We start from the raw sequence: 17,068 nt of genomic DNA, 5'->3' as shown, positions 1-17,068 counted from the left end.
CCCTAGAACGCTTATGTGTTCCTGACATCCTGAACCAGGGCCGGGAAACGCAGCGCACCGGGGGCCGCACCGTTACAGAACAAACGCGTTTCGGGACCGGCCCGTGACCCCTCTAAACTGACCCCCGTGACCGAGAACGCTCAGCAGCAGCCACCCGCGCCCGACACCGAACTGCCGACCCAGTACGCGCCGGCCGACGTAGAGGGGCCGCTGTACGAGCGCTGGGTGGAACGGGGCTACTTCGAGGCGGACGCGAAGAGCGACAAGCCGCCGTACACCGTCGTCATCCCGCCGCCCAACGTCACCGGCTCCCTCCACCTGGGCCACGCCTTCGAGCACACCCTCATCGACGCCCTGACCCGCCGCAAGCGCATGCAGGGCTACGAGACCCTGTGGCAGCCCGGCATGGACCACGCCGGCATCGCCACCCAGAACGTCGTCGAGCGGGAGCTGGGCAAGGAGGGCAAGTCCCGCCACGACCTGGGCCGCGAGGCCTTCGTGGAGCGCGTCTGGCAGTGGAAGGCCGAGTCCGGCGGCCAGATCTCCGGCCAGATGCGCCGCCTCGGCGACGGCGTCGCCTGGTCCCGCGAGCGCTTCACCATGGACGAGGGCCTCTCCCAGGCCGTCCAGACCATCTTCAAGCGCCTGTACGACGACGAGCTGATCTACCGCGCCGAGCGCATCATCAACTGGTGCCCCCGCTGCCTGACCGCCATCTCGGACATCGAGGTGGAGTACCAGGACGACGACGGCGAGCTGGTCTCCATGAAGTACGGCGAGGGGGACGACAGCATCGTCGTCGCCACCACCCGTGCCGAGACGATGCTCGGTGACACGGCCGTCGCCGTCCACCCCGAGGACGAGCGCTACAAGCACCTGGTCGGCAAGCTCATCAGGCTGCCGCTGACCGACCGCTCCATCCCGGTCGTCGCCGACGCCCACGTCGACCCCGAGTTCGGCACCGGCGCCGTCAAGGTGACCCCGGCGCACGACCCGAACGACTTCGAGATCGGCCAGCGCCACGACCTGCCCTCCATCTCCGTGATGGACGAGCACGCCGTCATCACCGTCCACGGCCCCTTCCAGGGCATGGACCGCCTGGAGGCCCGCTCGGCGATCGTCGCGGCCCTGCGCGCCGAGGGCCGGATCGTCGCCGAGAAGCGGCCGTACGTCCACTCGGTCGGCCACTGCTCGCGCTGCAAGACCACCATCGAGCCGCGCCTGTCCATGCAGTGGTGGGTCAAGGTCGGCCCGCTCGCCAAGGCCGCGGGCGACGCGGTCCGCGAGGGCAAGGTCAAGATCCACCCGCAGGAGATGGAGAAGCGGTACTTCGACTGGGTCGACAACCTCCACGACTGGTGCATCTCGCGGCAGTTGTGGTGGGGCCACCGGATCCCGGTGTGGTACGGCCCCGAGGGCGAAGTCGTCTGCGTCGGCCCCGGCGAGGAGCCGCCCACCGGCGAGGGCTGGCACCAGGACACCGACGTCCTCGACACCTGGTTCTCCTCCGGCCTGTGGCCCTTCTCCACGCTGGGCTGGCCGGAGCAGACCGAGTCGCTCGCGAAGTTCTACCCGAACTCCGTGCTGGTCACCGGCTACGACATCCTCTTCTTCTGGGTCGCCCGGATGATGATGTTCGGCCTGTACGCGATGGACGGCACCCCGCCGTTCCACACCATCGCCCTGCACGGCATGGTCCGCGACCAGTTCGGCAAGAAGATGTCGAAGTCCTTCGGCAACGCGGTCAACCCGCTGGACTGGATGGACAAGTACGGCTCGGACGCCCTGCGCTTCACGCTGGCCCGCGGCGCCAACCCGGGCGTCGACGTGCCGATCGGCGAGGACTGGGTCCAGGGCTCCCGCAACTTCGCCAACAAGATCTGGAACGCGACGCGCTTCGCGCTGATGAACGGCGCGACGGTCGAGGGCCCGCTGCCGGACGCGTCGAAGCTGTCGGCGACGGACCGCTGGATCCTCTCCCGCCTCAACTCGGTCGTGGCCGAAGTCGACGCGTACTACGAGGACTTCCAGTTCGCCAAGCTGTCCGACGCCCTCTTCCACTTCGCGTGGGACGAGGTCTTCGACTGGTACGTCGAGCTGTCCAAGACCGTCTTCCAGGCGGGCGGCGAGCCGGCGGAGGCGTCGAAGCGGGTCCTCGGCGAGGTCCTGGACGTCACCCTGAGGCTGCTGCACCCGGTGGTCCCGTTCGTCACGGAGACGCTGTGGACGACGCTGACGGGCGGCGAGTCGATCGTCATCGCCGAGTGGCCGGCCGACAGCGGCTTCCGTGACGCGGCCGCCGAGCAGGAGATCTCCGCGCTCCAGTCCGTCATCACCGAGGTCCGCCGCTTCCGTGCCGACCAGGGCCTCCAGCCCGGTCAGCGGGTGCCGGCGCGGCTGGCGCTGGACGGTACGGCGCTGGCGCCGCACGAGGCGGCCATCCGCCAGCTGCTGCGCCTCCAGCCCGAGGGCGACTCCTTCACGGCCACGGCCACCCTGCCGATCGCCGGGGCCGAGGTCGCGCTGGACCTCTCCGGCACGATCGACGTCGCCGCCGAGCGCAAGCGCCTGGCGAAGGACCTCGCGGCCGCGGAGAAGGAGAAGTCCCAGGCCACGGCGAAGCTCGGCAACGAGGCCTTCCTCGCGAAGGCCCCGGAGAACGTGGTCGACAAGATCCGCACCCGCCTCGCCAAGGCGGACGAGGACATCGCACGCATCCAGGCCCAGCTGGAGAAGCTGCCCCAGGCGTAGCCAGGACACCGAAGGCCCCGGTACCGACGAGGCACCGGGGCCTTCGCGCACCCATGTCACCGACCCTCCGTAGACTGGGCCCGTGAGCGACCTCCCGCACGAGAACGACCAGCCCGACCCCCTCGACTCCTTCGAGGAGATCATCGAGGCCGAGACCACCCGCGACCCCGACCTCGCCGTGATCGAGGCCGGCAGCCGTACCCTGCGGACCCAGGGCGGGCAGCCGCAGGCCGACGTGCCCGCGCGTCCCGAGGACCCGGAAGTCGACAAGGCGCTGCGCGAGGTCGAGGCGGAGCTGGCGACCCGCTGGGGCGAGACCAAGCTGGAGCCCTCGGTCAGCAGGATCGCCGCGCTGATGGACGTCCTCGGGGACCCCCAGCGCTCCTACCCCTCGATCCACATCACGGGCACCAACGGCAAGACCTCCACGGCCCGCATGATCGAGTCCCTGCTCGGTGCCTTCGACCTGCGCACCGGCCGCTACACCAGCCCCCACGTGCAGTCGATCACCGAGCGCATCAGCCTGGACGGCGCCCCGGTCTCCGCCGAGCGGTTCATCGAGACGTACCAGGACATCAAGCCGTACATCGAGATGGTGGACGCCGCCCAGGAGTACCGGCTGTCCTTCTTCGAGGTCCTCACCGGCATGGCGTACGCCGCCTTCGCGGACGCCCCCGTCGACGTGGCCGTCGTCGAGGTCGGCATGGGCGGCTCCTGGGACGCCACCAATGTGATCGACGCCGACGTCGCTGTCGTGACCCCGATCGGCCTGGACCACACCGACCGCCTCGGCGAGACCACCGCGGAGATCGCCGGCGAGAAGGCGGGCGTCATCAAGCAGGACGCCACCGTCATCCTGGCCCAGCAGCCCGTCGACGCGGCCCAGGTGCTGCTGAAGAAGGCCGTGGAGGTCAACGCCACGGTGGCCCGCGAGGGCCTGGAGTTCGGCGTCGTCGCCCGCCAGGTCGCCGTCGGCGGACAGCTCATGACCCTGCGCGGTCTCGGCGGCGAGTACCCCGAGGTCTACCTCCCGCTGCACGGCGCCCACCAGGCGCACAACGCGGCCGTGGCGCTCGCCGCCGTGGAGGCGTTCTTCGGCGTCGGCGCCCAGCGCGCCGAACCGCTGGACATCGACACCGTCCGCAAGGCCTTCGCCGCCGTCACCTCCCCGGGCCGCCTGGAGGTCGTACGGCGGTCTCCCACCGTCGTCCTGGACGCCGCGCACAACCCGGCCGGCGCCGAGGTCACCGCGGAGGCGGTGCGCGAGGCATTCGACTTCACCCGGCTGATCGGCGTCGTCGGCGCGAGCGCGGACAAGAACGTGCGGGGCCTGCTGGAGGCCTTCGAGCCGATCTTCGCCGAGGTCGTCGTCACCCAGAACTCCAGTCACCGTGCCATGGACGCGGACGAACTGGCCGCCATCGCCGTCGAGGTCTTCGGCGACGAGCGGGTCCAGGTCGAGCCGCGGCTGCCGGACGCCCTGGAGGCCGCGATCACGCTGGCCGAGGAGGAGGGCGAGTTCGCGGGCGGCGGGGTGCTGGTCACCGGTTCCGTCATCACGGTCGGCGAGGCCCGGCTGCTGCTGGGCAAGGGCTGAGGAGTCCGACGTGCGTACGCTCTGTTCATCCACGCTGATCGGCGAGTTCTTCGTCATCGGCTTCGCCGGCCTGGTCGCCATGAAGGACCCGAGCCTGTCGGTCTCCACCGTCTGGCTGGTCAGCGGCATCGCCATGGTCCTGTGCGTGCTGCTGTGCGGCATGGTGACCCGCCCCGGCGGCATCGCCCTCGGCTGGGCCCTCCAGCTCGCCCTGATCGCCTCCGGCGTCTTCGTGCCGACCATGTACTTCATGGGCGCGGTGTTCGCGGGCCTGTGGTGGGCGTCGGTGCACTTCGGCCGGAAGGTGGACGAGGCCAAGGCCCGGTTCGCCGCCGCCCGGGCCGAGTCCTCGGCTGACGCTGTGTAACGGGCGCACGGACACGCCCTGTAACCTCGTCCCACCGCACACGTCCCACGCGTAAGGAGTCCCCCCGTGAGCCAGCGCACCCTCGTCCTGCTCAAGCCCGACGCCGTCCGTCGCGGCCTGACCGGCGAGATCATCAGCCGTATCGAGCGCAAGGCCGGCTGGCAGATCACCGCGCTGGAGCTGCGCACCCTGGACCAGGAGACCCTGGAGCAGCACTACGGCGAGCACAAGGGCAAGCCCTTCTACGAGCCGCTGGTCGCGTTCATGTCCTCCGGCCCCGTCGTCGCCCTGATCGTCGAGGGCGAGCGGGTCATCGAGGGTGTGCGCCAGCTCGCCGGCCCGACCGACCCGATCGCCGCCCAGCCGGGTTCCATCCGCGGCGACTTCGGCGTGATCGTCCGCGAGAACCTCATCCACGCCTCCGACTCCGAGGAGTCCGCCGAGCGCGAGGTGAAGATCTTTTTCCCGGGCCGCGCGTAATACCGGCGATAGAGGGAACGAGCGCCCCCGAACGCCCGTCTCCACAAGCGGGGCGGCCCGCCATCTGGTGACAATGGCGGAGACCCTCGCGCAGTGTCCGTGCAGGCGCGTTTACGATGGAAGCCTTCACGTCACAGCACCCGCCTCGCCTGCCTGACATGCCCTCAAAAGCTCAGGAAGGCCAGATGAATCCGGATGGGGAACTCAATGTCGTTCATCGGCCGTGACATGGCTGTCGACCTCGGGACCGCCAACACGCTGGTGTACGTCAGGGGTCGCGGAATCGTACTCAACGAGCCGTCCGTCGTCGCGATCAACACGAACACCGGTGGCATCCTGGCGGTCGGCTCCGAAGCGAAGAAGATGATCGGCCGGACGCCGGGGAACATCGTGGCGGTCCGGCCGCTGAAGGACGGTGTCATCGCCGACTTCGAGATCACCGAGCGGATGCTGCGCTACTTCATCCTGAAGATCCACAAGCGCCGCTACCTCGCCCGCCCGCGCGTCGTCGTCTGCGTCCCCTCGGGCATCACCGGTGTCGAGCGCCGCGCGGTGATCGAGGCCTCCACCCAGGCGGGCGCCCGCCAGGTGCACATCATCGAGGAGCCCATGGCCGCGGCCATCGGCTCCGGCCTGCCGGTCCACGAGGCCACAGGCAACATGGTGGTGGACATCGGCGGCGGCACCACGGAGGTCGCGGTCATCTCGCTGGGCGGCATCGTCACCGCGCAGTCCATCCGGGTGGCGGGCGACGAGCTGGACAACGCGATCATCCAGTACATCAAGAAGGAGTACAGCCTTCTCCTGGGTGAGCGCACCGCCGAGCAGATCAAGATCACCATCGGTTCGGCGTACGAACTCGACGCCGACGAGCACACCGAAGTCCGCGGCCGGGACCTGGTGTCCGGGCTGCCCAAGACCGTCGTCATCTCGGCCGCCGAGGTCCGCAAGGCCATCGAGGAACCGGTCAACGCGATCGTGGACGCGGTCAAGACGACCCTCGACAAGTGTCCGCCGGAGCTGTCCGGCGACATCATGGACCGGGGCATCGTGCTCACCGGCGGCGGCGCCCTGCTGCGCGGCCTGGACGAGCGGCTGCGCCGCGAGACCGGCATGCCGATCCACATCGCCGAGGACCCGCTGGACAGCGTCGCCCTCGGATCCGGAAAGTGCGTCGAGGAGTTCGAGGCGCTCCAGCAGGTGCTGGACGCCCAGCCGCGGCGATGACGGAACACTTCGATTCCGCCGCACGAGACGTTCTCCTCTCGTGCGGCGGATCGTTGATATAGAGGCATAAGCTCCCCCAAATGGGCCGCTTGGATTTGCGCCGTACCTTTCGCGCTTTTTCCCGGGGGTCCCGACGAATTCCTACTTGAGGAAGGGCACGGCCGCCGCACGTGAGGGACACCAAAGAGAGCCGGCTGCTCCTGGTCCTGCTGATCGCCGTCGCGTTCGCGTTGATCACCGTGGATATCCGAGGGGGCCGGAACTCCCCGGTCGACGGCGCCCGGCAGGCCGCGGCCGCCGTGTTCGGTCCGGTGGAGGACGGACTCTCCTCGGCGGTCGACCCGGTCGGCAACGCCGTCTCCGCGATCCGCGACTCGGACGAGCGGCACAGCAGGCTCGCCACGCTGGAGAAGGAGAACGCGGCCCTCAAGGCGAAGCTCGGCAGCGACGACCGCAGCCGCAGCCGCCTGAACCAGCTCGACCGGATGCTGAAGCTCGCGGGCGAGGGGCAGTACGGCATCAAGGGCGCCCAGGTCGTCGCCATAGGGTCGGCGCAGGGCTTCTCCTGGACCGTCACCATCGACGTCGGCGCGAGCGACGGCATCAAGCGGGACATGACCGTCCTCAACGCCGACGGCCTGGTCGGCCGGGTCACCACGGTGGGGCCCGACACCTCCACCGTGCTGCTCGCCAACGACCCGGACTTCACCGTCGGCACCCGCATGGAGGGCAGCGACGAACTCGGCTTCGCCTCCGGGCAGGGCGACCGCCCGCTGCGCGTCCAACTCCTCAACGGCAAGGCCGAGGTGAAGAAGGGCGACCGCCTGGTCACCTTCGGCTCGGAGTCCGACAAGCCGTTCGTGCCGGGCGTCCCGGTCGGCGTGGTCTCCCGCGTGGACCCCTCCGGCGGCGGCCTGACGCGCACCCTGTACGTCACCCCGTACGTCAGCTTCACCAAGCTCGACATCGTCGGCGTGGTCGTCCAGGCGCCGCAGAAGGACCCGCGCGACGAGGTCCTGCCGGCCAAGCCCAAGCCGGTCCCGACGCCCACGGTCACCGTCACCGTCACCCCGTCCGCGGACGCGAACGCGGGCGACCAGCAGCAGAGCGACCCGTCGCCGACCAACCAGTAGCCGTAGGAGCCCCCTCCCCATGCGTGTCAACCGGATCCTGCTCTCCGTGCCGCTGGTCGTGGTCGCCCTGGTGATCCAGGTCAGCGTCCTCGCCCGCCTCCATCTGCCGGGCGCCGTCCCCGACCTGCTGCTCCTGACCGTGCTCGGCCTCGCCATGGTGTACGGCCATGTCGGCGGCGCCCTCGTCGGGTTCGCCGCCGGCCTGCTGGCCGACCTGGCCCCACCCGCCGACCACGCGGCCGGCCGCTACGCGCTGGTGCTCTGCGTGACGGGTTACTTCGCCGGGCTGATCAAGCCGGACAACGGCCGACTGAGGTCGGCGACCGGCCCGATGGCCGTGGTCGTCGTCGCCGCGATCGGCTCCACCCTGCTGTACGCCGGGGTGGGCGCCCTGGTCGGCGACACCGCCGCCCGCCATGTCGGCCTGCCGGGCCTCCTGGTCTCGGCCGCCCTGTACGACCTGCTGCTGGCCCCGTTCGTGGTCCCGGCGGTGATGTGGCTGGCCCGGCGGTGCGACAACGACCCGCTCGCCGAGACCGCCACCAGCGCCAAGGCGGCCGACATCTCCTCGGGCTGGCTGTCCTCCGGCACCGGGCTGCGCATCGGCAGCCAGCGCACCGGACTCGGCGCGCTCAAGGCCAAGGCCCGCACCCGCTCCGCCCGGGTCGGCCGCATCAAGGGGGTCAAGCGGCTGTGAACACGCGTCAGGCCCCGGGGATGCCGGGGCGATTCACTCGAACGGGTCAGCTTCCGCGGAACGCGGGCTCACAGACCGATCGTTCATCATGCGTACGCGCGCGGTCCGTTCGCACACACGCGCCGCGCGTCCGGACGTCCGTGCGCTGAGAGGGGGAGCAGCCGCAGTGACCAACATTCCCGAGACCGGCCGGACCCCACGGGTCCAGATCCGGCTCGTCGTGATCCAGATCCTCGTCCTCTCCCTGCTCGGCACGCTCGGCGGCCGGCTGTGGTACCTGCAGATCCGGGAGGGCGCCCAATACCAGAGGGAGGCCTCCGGGAACCACGTCCAGCAGGTCGTCCAGCCCGCCGTGCGCGGCGAGATCCTGGACGCCCGAGGCGTGCCCCTCGCGGACAACGAGACGCGACTGGTGGTCTCCGCCTCCCGCACCGACCTGCTCAAGCAGAAGGACGACGGCAAGGCGGTCCTGACCAAGCTGGCCGGGGTCCTCGGCATGAGCACCGAGGACGTCATGCAGAAGGTCCGCCTCTGCGACGCCAAGACCCCCCAGCCGTGCTGGAACGGATCGCCGTACCAGCCGATCCCGATCACCGACAAGGCCACGCCCCGCCAGGCCCTGCAGATCCGCGAGCGCTCCGAGGACTTCCCCGGCATCACCGCCGAGCCCGAGGCCGTGCGCCGCTACCCGGGCCCCGGCAAGTCCAACACCGCGCAGGTCCTCGGCTACCTCTCCCCGGTCACCGACGACGAGATCCAGAAGGCCAAGGACACCAGCTCCCCCTACCTGCGCTCGGACATGGTCGGCCGCTCCGGCCTGGAGCGGCAGTACGACAAGGAGCTGCGCGGCAAGGCCGGCGTGACACGGTACGAGGTGGACAACCTCGGCCGGGTCATCGGCAAGGCCAAGTCGGACGCCGCCGAGCCCGGTTCGAACCTGGTCACCAGCATCGACTCCCGCGTCCAGCGCGTCGCGGAGTACGAACTGGACAAGGCGATGAAGGTCGCCCGCCAGCAGTTCGACACCATCACCGGCGAGAACTACAAGGCCGACTCCGGCGCCGTCGTCGTGATGGAGGCCAAGACCGGCCGCATCGTCGCCATGGCCTCCGCCCCCACCTACGACCCGAACGCGTGGGTGGGCGGCATCTCCGCCAAGGACTACCAGGCCCTCACCGGCAAGAACTCCGACTACCCGCTGCTCAACCGGGCCATACAGGGTCAGGCCGCGCCCGGCTCGACCTTCAAGGTGGTCTCCACGGCCGCCGCGGTCCAGGCGGGCTACGCGTGGGACGGCGGCTACCCGTGCACCAGTGACTACCGGGTGGGCAACCAGGTCTTCAAGAACTTCGAGGGCGAGAACTTCGGCGACATCTCGCTGGGCCGCGCCCTGGAGGTCTCCTGCGACACCGTCTTCTACGGACTCGCCGACCGGGAGTGGAAGAAGGACGGCGGCATCAACCCCAAGAAGGGCCAGCCGAAGGACTTCTTCTTCAAGACCGCCCACCAGTTCGGCCTCGGCAAGCCGACCGGCGTCGACCTGCCGAACGAACTGGGCGGCCGCGTCCCCGACCGTCAGTGGAAGCTGGACTACTGGAAGGCCAACAAGGACTCCTGGTGCAAGACCGGCAAGAAGGACGGCAGTTACGTCGAGAAGATCGCCTACGAGAACTGCCTCGAAGGCAACAAGATGCGCGAGGGTGACGAGATCAACTACTCCATCGGCCAGGGCGACACCCTCGTCACGCCGATCCAGGAGGCGATGATCTACGGCGCCGTCGCCAACGGCGGCACCGAGTACGCCCCGACCATCGGCAAGGCGATCGTGAGCCCCGACGGCAAGACCGTCCAGGAGATCAAGCCCAGGGTGCAGCGCAGGCTGCCGGTCACCCAGGCCACCCTCAAGGGCATGGACGACGCCTTCGCGGGCGTCATCACCCGCGGCACGGCGGCCTGGAAGTTCAGCGGCTGGCCCCAGGACAAGATCCCGCTGCACGGCAAGACCGGTACGGCGGAGGTCTACGGCAAGCAGACCACCTCCTGGATGGCCACCTACTCCAAGGACTACACGGTGATCATGACGATCGCCCAGGCCGGTACGGGTTCCGGCGCCTCCGGTGAGGCCGTGCGCAACATCTACAGCGCGCTCTACGGCGTCCAGGGCGACGGCTCCGTCGACAACAAGAAGGCGCTGCTGCCCGAGCCGCAGCAGACCCTGCCGAAGGTCCGCACGGACGGCACCATCGTCGCGCAGCCGGTCCCCGGCGACCCGGCGAAGGACACCGAGGCCTCCCAGAAGGACAACCCGAGCAACGGCGGCGACCAGCAGCCCGCCACCACCGCCCCGACCACCAACGGCAACAGCAACACCCGAAGGCGGCCACGCCGGAAGCGGGGAAGCCGGAGGATGCCCTCATGACCGGCGCGAACAGCTTCTCCGTCTCCGGGTACGGACCCGCGCGGGCCGGCTGGACCAGGCTCTTCGCCCGCGACTCGCTGACCCGGCGCCTGGACTGGCCGATACTGCTGGCCGCGATCGCCCTGTCGCTGATGGGCTCGCTGCTGGTCTTCTCGGCGACCCGCAACCGCACCGAGATCAACCAGGGAGACCCCTACTTCTTCCTGGAACGACACCTGATGAACCTGGGCATCGGGTTCGCCCTGATGATCGGCACCCTCTGGCTGGGCCACCGCGCCCTGCGCAACGCGGTGCCGATCCTCTACGGCGCCTCCGTCCTGCTCGCCCTGGTGGTCCTCACCCCGCTCGGCGCCACCATCAACGGCCAGCGGAACTGGATCGTGATCGGCGGCTTCTCCATCCAGCCCGCCGAGTTCCTCAAGGTCGCGATCATCCTCGGCATGGCGATGCTGCTGTCCGCGCGGGTGGACGCGGGCGACAAGCCGTACCCGGACCACCGCACCGTGGCGCAGGCACTCGGACTCGCCGCCGTGCCCTGCATGATCCTGCTGCTGATGCCGGACCTCGGCTCGGTGCTGGCCATGGTGGCCATCATCCTGGGCGTGCTGCTCGCCTCCGGCTCCTCCAACCGCTGGGTGTTCGGGCTGCTCGCCGCCGGGGTGATCGGCTGCGTCGCCATCTGGCAGCTGCACATCCTGGACCAGTACCAGATCAACCGCTTCGCGGCCTTCGCCAACCCGGACCTGGACCCGGCCGGCGTCGGCTACAACACCAACCAGGCCCGCATCGCCATCGGCTCCGGCGGCCTGACCGGCGCCGGGCTCTTCCACGGCTCGCAGACCACCGGCCAGTTCGTGCCCGAGCAGCAGACCGACTTCGTCTTCACGGTCGCGGGCGAGGAACTGGGCTTCCTGGGCGCCGGTTTCATCATCTTCCTGATCGGCGTCATCCTGTGGCGGGCCTGCCGGATCGCCCGTGACTCCACCGAGCTGTACGGCACCATCGTCGCCGCGGGCATCGTGACCTGGTTCGCCTTCCAGGCGTTCGAGAACATCGGCATGACCCTCGGCATCATGCCGGTCACCGGTCTGCCGCTGCCCTTCGTGTCGTACGGCGGATCATCGATGTTCGCGGTCTGGGTGGCCGTGGGACTGCTCCAGTCGATCAAGGTGCAGCGGCCGATGTCGGCGTAAGCCCGTCCCCCGGGCCCGGGGCGTCCGGTCGGTCCACCGGGTGCTGGGCGGGACTTTTCCCGCCCAGCACCTCGGGCGCCCTCTGCCGTCCCGGCCCGCCGCGCACTAGATTCACCTCATGGCGGAGACGAAACGCGAGATCGAGCGCAAGTACGAATCCGAGGACAGCGGGCTGCCCGACCTGACCGGCGTCGGAGGGGTGGCGGCCGTACTCGACAAGGGCCTGGTCGAGCTGGACGCCACCTATTACGACACCGCCGACCAACGCCTCGCCGCCGCCTCCCTCACCCTGCGCCGCCGCACCGGAGGCTCCGACGCCGGCTGGCACCTCAAGCTCCCGGTCGCCCCCGGTGTCCGCGACGAGATCCGGGCCCCCCTGTCCGACACCCTCCCCGAGGAACTCGCCGCGCTGGTCCGCTCCCGCGTCCGGGAGGCCCAGCTGGTCCCGCTGGTGCGGCTGCGCTCCGCCCGGGACGTGCGCCATCTGGTGGACGAGCACGGCGCCCTGCTGGCCGAGGCGAGCGTGGACGCCGTGACCGCCGAGCGGCTCACCGGCGAGGGCGGCACCGTCCAGTGGACCGAGATCGAGGTGGAACTGGCCGACGGGGGAGACCCGGCCTTCCTCGACCAGGTGGAGAAGCGGCTGGCCAGGGCCGGCGTACGACCGTCCGCCTCGCCCTCCAAACTGGCCCGCGCCCTGGAACGCACCGGATTCCACCGCAAACCCGTCGAGCCGGCGAAGCCCGTCACCGCGGGCGACCACGTGCTCGCCTACCTCCGCGCCCAGCGGGACGCCCTGGTCGCCCTCGACCCCGCCGTCCGCCTCGACACCCCCGACGCCGTGCACCGGATGCGGGTCGCCACCCGCCGCGCCCGCGGCGCCCTGCGCACCTTCCGCAGCGTCCTCGACCGCGCCGTCACCGACCCGATCGCCGTCGAGCTGAAGTGGCTGGCGGGCGAGCTGGGCATCGACCGCGACCAGGAGGTGCTGGCCGAACGCCTGACCACGGCCCTCGACGCCCTGCCGCCCGACCTGGGCACCGGCCCGGCCCACGAGCGCCTCGCGTCCTGGGCTGCCGCCCGGGGCGCCGGCGCCCACGCCCACCTCACCGGCGTCCTCGACTCCTCCCGCCACCTCGCCCTCCTGAACACCCTGGACGCCCTGCTCGCCGACCCGCCGCTGCGCAAGGCGGCGGCGCGGAACCCGAAGAAGGTGCTCGGCAAGGCCGTGGAGAAGGACCTGGCGCGGCTCACCACCCTGATCGAGCGGGCCCTGGGCCTCCCACCCGGCGAAGACCGCGACCTCGCCCTGCACGAGGCCCGCAAGAAGGCCAAGCGCACCCGTTACGCCGCCGAGGCCGCCACTTCCGCCCTCGGCACCCCCGCCCGCGACCTCACCGCCGCCATGAAGTCCCTCACCACCCTCCTCGGCGACCACCAGGACAGCGTCATGGCCCGCCGCACCCTGCGCGAGCTGGCCGCGGTGGCCCACGCGGCGGGGGAGAGCGCGTTCCCGTACGGGGTGCTGTACGCCAGGGAGGAGGCACGGGCGGCGGCCGCGGAGGCCGAGCTGCCCGAGCGGTGGCGGAAGGCCCGGAGCCGCTCGCTCGGCTGACCGTTCGGAAGCGGCCCGCGGGCAGGTTAGGCTGGATGGTCACCCCTGTCAGCTCATGAAGGTTCGCGAGATGCCTGTCGAGTCGGTTTTCCCGCAGCTCGAAGCTCTGCTCCCGCACGTGCAGAAGCCCATCCAGTACGTAGGCGGAGAACTCAACTCCACCGTCAAGGACTGGGACGAGTGCGACGTCCGCTGGGCGCTCATGTACCCGGACGCTTACGAGGTCGGTCTGCCCAACCAGGGCGTCATGATCCTCTACGAGGTGCTCAACGAGCAGAACGGCGTCCTCGCCGAGCGCACCTACAGCGTGTGGCCGGACCTGGAGGCGCTGATGCGTGAGCACCGCGTCCCGCAGTTCACGGTCGACAGCCACCGCCCGGTGAAGGCCTTCGACGTGTTCGGCCTCAGCTTCTCCACGGAGCTGGGCTACACGAACATGCTCACCGCGCTGGACCTGGCCGGCATCCCGCTGGAGTCCCGGGACCGCACCGACGACGACCCGATCGTCCTGGCCGGCGGCCACGCCGCCTTCAACCCGGAGCCGATCGCCGACTTCATCGACGCGGCGATCATCGGCGACGGCGAGCAGGCCGTCCTCGACATGACCCGGATCATCCGGGAGTGGAAGGCCGAGGGCCGCCCGGGCGGCCGCGAGGAGGTCCTCTTCCGGCTGGCGAGGACGGGCTCGGTGTACGTCCCGGCGTTCTACGACGTCGAGTACCTGCCCGACGGCCGTATCGGCCGCGTCGTCCCGAACAGGTCGGGTGTGCCGTGGCGGGTCTCCAAGCACACCGTCATGGACCTGGACGAGTGGCCGTACCCCAAGCAGCCCCTCGTCCCGCTGGCCGAGACGGTCCACGAGCGCATGTCGGTGGAGATCTTCCGCGGCTGCACCCGCGGCTGCCGCTTCTGCCAGGCGGGCATGATCACCCGCCCGGTGCGCGAGCGCTCGATCACGGGCATCGGCGACATGGTCGACAAGGGCCTGAAGGCCACCGGCTTCGAAGAGGTCGGCCTGCTGTCCCTGTCCTCGGCGGACCACTCGGAGATCGGCGACATCGCCAAGGGCCTGGCGGACCGCTACACGGACGACAAGATCGGCCTCTCGCTGCCCTCCACCCGTGTCGACGCCTTCAACGTCGACCTGGCCAACGAGCTGACCCGCAACGGCCGCCGCTCCGGCCTGACCTTCGCCCCCGAGGGCGGCTCCGAGCGCATGCGCAAGGTCATCAACAAGATGGTCTCGGAGGAGGACCTGATCCGTACGGTCGCCACGGCCTACGGCAACGGCTGGCGCCAGGTGAAGCTGTACTTCATGTGCGGCCTGCCCACGGAGACCGACGAGGACGTCCTTCAGATCGCCGACATGGCGACCCACGTCATCCAGAAGGGCCGCGAGGTCTCCCGCTCGAACGACATCCGCTGCACGGTGTCGATCGGCGGCTTCGTCCCCAAGCCCCACACCCCCTTCCAGTGGGCCCCGCAGCTGTCGGCGGAGGAGACGGACGCGCGCCTGGAGAAGCTGCGCGACAAGATCCGCGGCGACAAGAAGTACGGCCGCTCCATCGGCTTCCGCTACCACGACGGCAAGCCCGGCATCGTGGAGGGCCTGCTCTCCCGCGGCGACCGCCGCGTGGGCGACGTCATCCGCGCCGTCTACGAGGACGGCGGCCGCTTCGACGGCTGGCGCGAGCACTTCTCCTACGACCGCTGGATGGCCTGCGCCGACAAGGCCCTCGCCGGCCACGGCGTCGACGTCGACTGGTACACCACCCGCGAGCGCACCTACGAGGAGGTCCTCCCCTGGGACCACCTCGACTCCGGGCTCGACAAGGACTGGCTCTGGGAGGACTGGCAGGACGCCCTCGACGAGACCGAGGTCGAGGACTGCCGCTGGACCCCCTGCTTCGACTGCGGCGTCTGCCCGCAGATGGACACGCACATCCAAATCGGCCCGACCGGCAAGAAGTTGCTGCCGCTGACGGTCAAGAACGCGGGGCCGGCGCCGGCTTCGAGTGGTCACGCGCACTGAGGTGACGAGGCGCTCGATCGGTGGGTGAGGCGCCGGCGGGGGGCGAGGAGGAGGCGGTGGCCGCGTCGGCGGCCATGGGCTTCTCCATGTCCCGGATGGGCTAGGGCAACATGCCGGTGAGCCGCACAGCGGCGACTCTTGGGGTGACGCGGTCGAGTCGCCAGGCCCGCGGTCCCCGCATGGTCAGTGCCCCTATCCACGGGAACCTTGATGAGCGCACAACCGACGTATGTAGCGATCATTTCCGACGGTCCGATTCTTCGGCACGGCCTTTCACACGTGCTCGACAGTGCGCCAGACCTGGAGAAGGTGTCCTCCGCCGGCCACTCGGATCCGCAGCGTTCCGAGGCGGGGGGCGCAGACGTCGTCCTGCTCCATACACAGGCGTCTGTCAGGGACACGTGCAAGCTGGTCACGAAGTTTCATGAGCGGGGGCACAAGGTCGTCGTGCTGACGCCTTCCGCGGCGGAGACCGATCTCCTCCTCTTCATCGAGGCAGGTGCTCGCGGCTGTCTCAGCCAACACATCGGGGAGGCGGAGTTGTTGACGGCGATCCGTGCCGTCGCGTCCGGTCGCAGTTATTTCTCCACCGTTTTCGACGGCGGGAATCCGCACGGGCGGAATCTCCGCATCACGGATCGGGAGAGGCAGATTCTGGAACTCGTCGCGAGCGGTGCCACCGACCGCGAGATCGCCTCCAAGCTGAATATCAGCGAGCACACGGTCCATTCCCATCTCGACCGGCTCGGAAGCAAGACGGGTTTCCGTCGCAGGGCTGACCTCACGCGGCTGGCATTGCAGCAGGGAGCGGTCGGAGAGCTGGCGGAAGAGGGGTAGTTCTGCCCAGCCGGCCGGTTGTTTTTGCCCCTGGTTCTCCGCTGGGCGCGGACTGACGCTTGGGTGTGCGGCGGGGGATGTCGCCCTGCCGGCGCCCTTGACGGGCGCAGTCCAGATTGGTCCGAGATTGGGGTGAGCAGCATGGCCAAGCGGCTCTTCCGGAACATCGGTGTCGCGGTGACAGCCTCGTCCTGCCTGGCCTTGGGGGCCTGGGGGATCTCCGCGAGCGACGTCGGCGCGTCACCGCGGACCTCGCACGTCGCACCGGCTCTGCCCGACAAGCTGGTCTGCTACAAGGTCCGCAACGAGCGGCACAGGTGGCACTGTGTTCGACGGGTGAAAGACCGCGTCGTCTACGTCGTGGTCACCTCGCCTCCCCAGGGCACGACCATCATCGTGGTGAACAGCCTGCCGCCGGTGCCGCCGATTCATCCGGGCCCCACCACGCCGACGACGCCGACGACGCCCACCGCGCCGACGACGCCGACGACGCCCACCACGCCGACGACGCCCACCGCGCCGACGACGCCCACCACGCCCACCACGCCGACGACGCCCACCGCGCCGACGACGCCCACCACGCCCACCACGCCGACCGCGCCGCCGACCACGGAAGCGCCGGCCACGCCGACCGCGCCGCCGACCACGGAAGCGCCGGCCACGCCGACCGCGCCGCCGACCACGGAAGCGCCGGCCACGCCGACCGCGCCGCCGACCACG

13 protein-coding genes are annotated in these 17,068 nt (G+C 70.1%); 12 read left to right on the top strand and 1 reads right to left on the bottom strand.

The window, feature by feature from the left end; genetic code table 11:
* The first annotated feature begins 126 nt into the window (after positions 1–126).
* The 12 genes from ACWDD7_RS24535 (at position 127) to ACWDD7_RS24480 (ending at position 16,348) form a co-directional block, all read left to right on the top strand.
* Entirely contained in the window at positions 127–2,751 is a 2,625-nt protein-coding gene (locus ACWDD7_RS24535; RefSeq protein ID WP_351875650.1) for a valine--tRNA ligase, read from the top strand.
* Positions 2,752–2,833: 82 nt separating this feature from the next.
* Positions 2,834–4,348, top strand: coding sequence for a bifunctional tetrahydrofolate synthase/dihydrofolate synthase (gene folC, locus ACWDD7_RS24530; protein WP_450458923.1), 1,515 nt, complete (start codon positions 2,834–2,836; stop codon positions 4,346–4,348).
* Between the two features lie 10 nt (positions 4,349–4,358).
* Complete coding sequence (locus ACWDD7_RS24525) at positions 4,359–4,715, top strand: DUF4233 domain-containing protein (RefSeq protein WP_351875656.1); 357 nt, start codon at positions 4,359–4,361, stop codon at positions 4,713–4,715.
* Between the two features lie 66 nt (positions 4,716–4,781).
* A complete protein-coding gene (ndk, locus tag ACWDD7_RS24520; protein ID WP_285561112.1) occupies positions 4,782–5,195 on the top strand; it encodes a nucleoside-diphosphate kinase in 414 nt (137 codons plus the stop codon).
* A 207-nt stretch (positions 5,196–5,402) separates the two neighbouring features.
* Positions 5,403–6,422, top strand: a complete 1,020-nt coding sequence (locus ACWDD7_RS24515) for a rod shape-determining protein (protein ID WP_351875685.1) — start codon at positions 5,403–5,405, stop codon at positions 6,420–6,422.
* A gap of 170 nt (positions 6,423–6,592) precedes the next feature.
* Complete coding sequence (gene mreC / locus ACWDD7_RS24510) at positions 6,593–7,555, top strand: rod shape-determining protein MreC (protein WP_351875659.1); 963 nt, start codon at positions 6,593–6,595, stop codon at positions 7,553–7,555.
* Between the two features lie 19 nt (positions 7,556–7,574).
* Positions 7,575–8,252, top strand: coding sequence for a rod shape-determining protein MreD (mreD, locus tag ACWDD7_RS24505; RefSeq protein WP_351875662.1), 678 nt, complete (start codon positions 7,575–7,577; stop codon positions 8,250–8,252).
* 166 nt (positions 8,253–8,418) lie between these two features.
* Complete coding sequence (gene mrdA, locus ACWDD7_RS24500) at positions 8,419–10,671, top strand: penicillin-binding protein 2 (RefSeq protein WP_351875665.1); 2,253 nt, start codon at positions 8,419–8,421, stop codon at positions 10,669–10,671.
* Positions 10,668–11,864: a rod shape-determining protein RodA gene (gene rodA, locus ACWDD7_RS24495; RefSeq protein WP_351875668.1), complete on the top strand. Its 1,197-nt coding sequence runs from the start codon at positions 10,668–10,670 to the stop codon at positions 11,862–11,864. The genes mrdA and rodA overlap by 4 nt, the downstream gene beginning before the upstream one ends.
* Positions 11,865–11,982: 118 nt before the next feature.
* Positions 11,983–13,479, top strand: a complete 1,497-nt coding sequence (locus tag ACWDD7_RS24490) for a CYTH and CHAD domain-containing protein (RefSeq protein ID WP_450458920.1) — start codon at positions 11,983–11,985, stop codon at positions 13,477–13,479.
* Positions 13,480–13,549: 70 nt separating this feature from the next.
* Positions 13,550–15,511: a TIGR03960 family B12-binding radical SAM protein gene (locus tag ACWDD7_RS24485; RefSeq protein ID WP_450458919.1), complete on the top strand. Its 1,962-nt coding sequence runs from the start codon at positions 13,550–13,552 to the stop codon at positions 15,509–15,511.
* Positions 15,512–15,721: 210 nt separating this feature from the next.
* Complete coding sequence (locus ACWDD7_RS24480; protein WP_450458918.1) at positions 15,722–16,348, top strand: response regulator transcription factor; 627 nt, start codon at positions 15,722–15,724, stop codon at positions 16,346–16,348.
* 428 nt (positions 16,349–16,776) lie between these two features.
* Here ACWDD7_RS24480 and ACWDD7_RS24475 read toward each other — a convergent pair.
* Positions 16,777–17,068: hypothetical protein (locus ACWDD7_RS24475; RefSeq protein ID WP_450458916.1), on the bottom strand; the 292-nt coding region annotated here is incomplete at its 5' end.

This window comes from Streptomyces sp. NPDC001056, from assembly GCF_053598955.1.
This window is presented reverse-complemented; position numbering and strand designations above follow the sequence as displayed.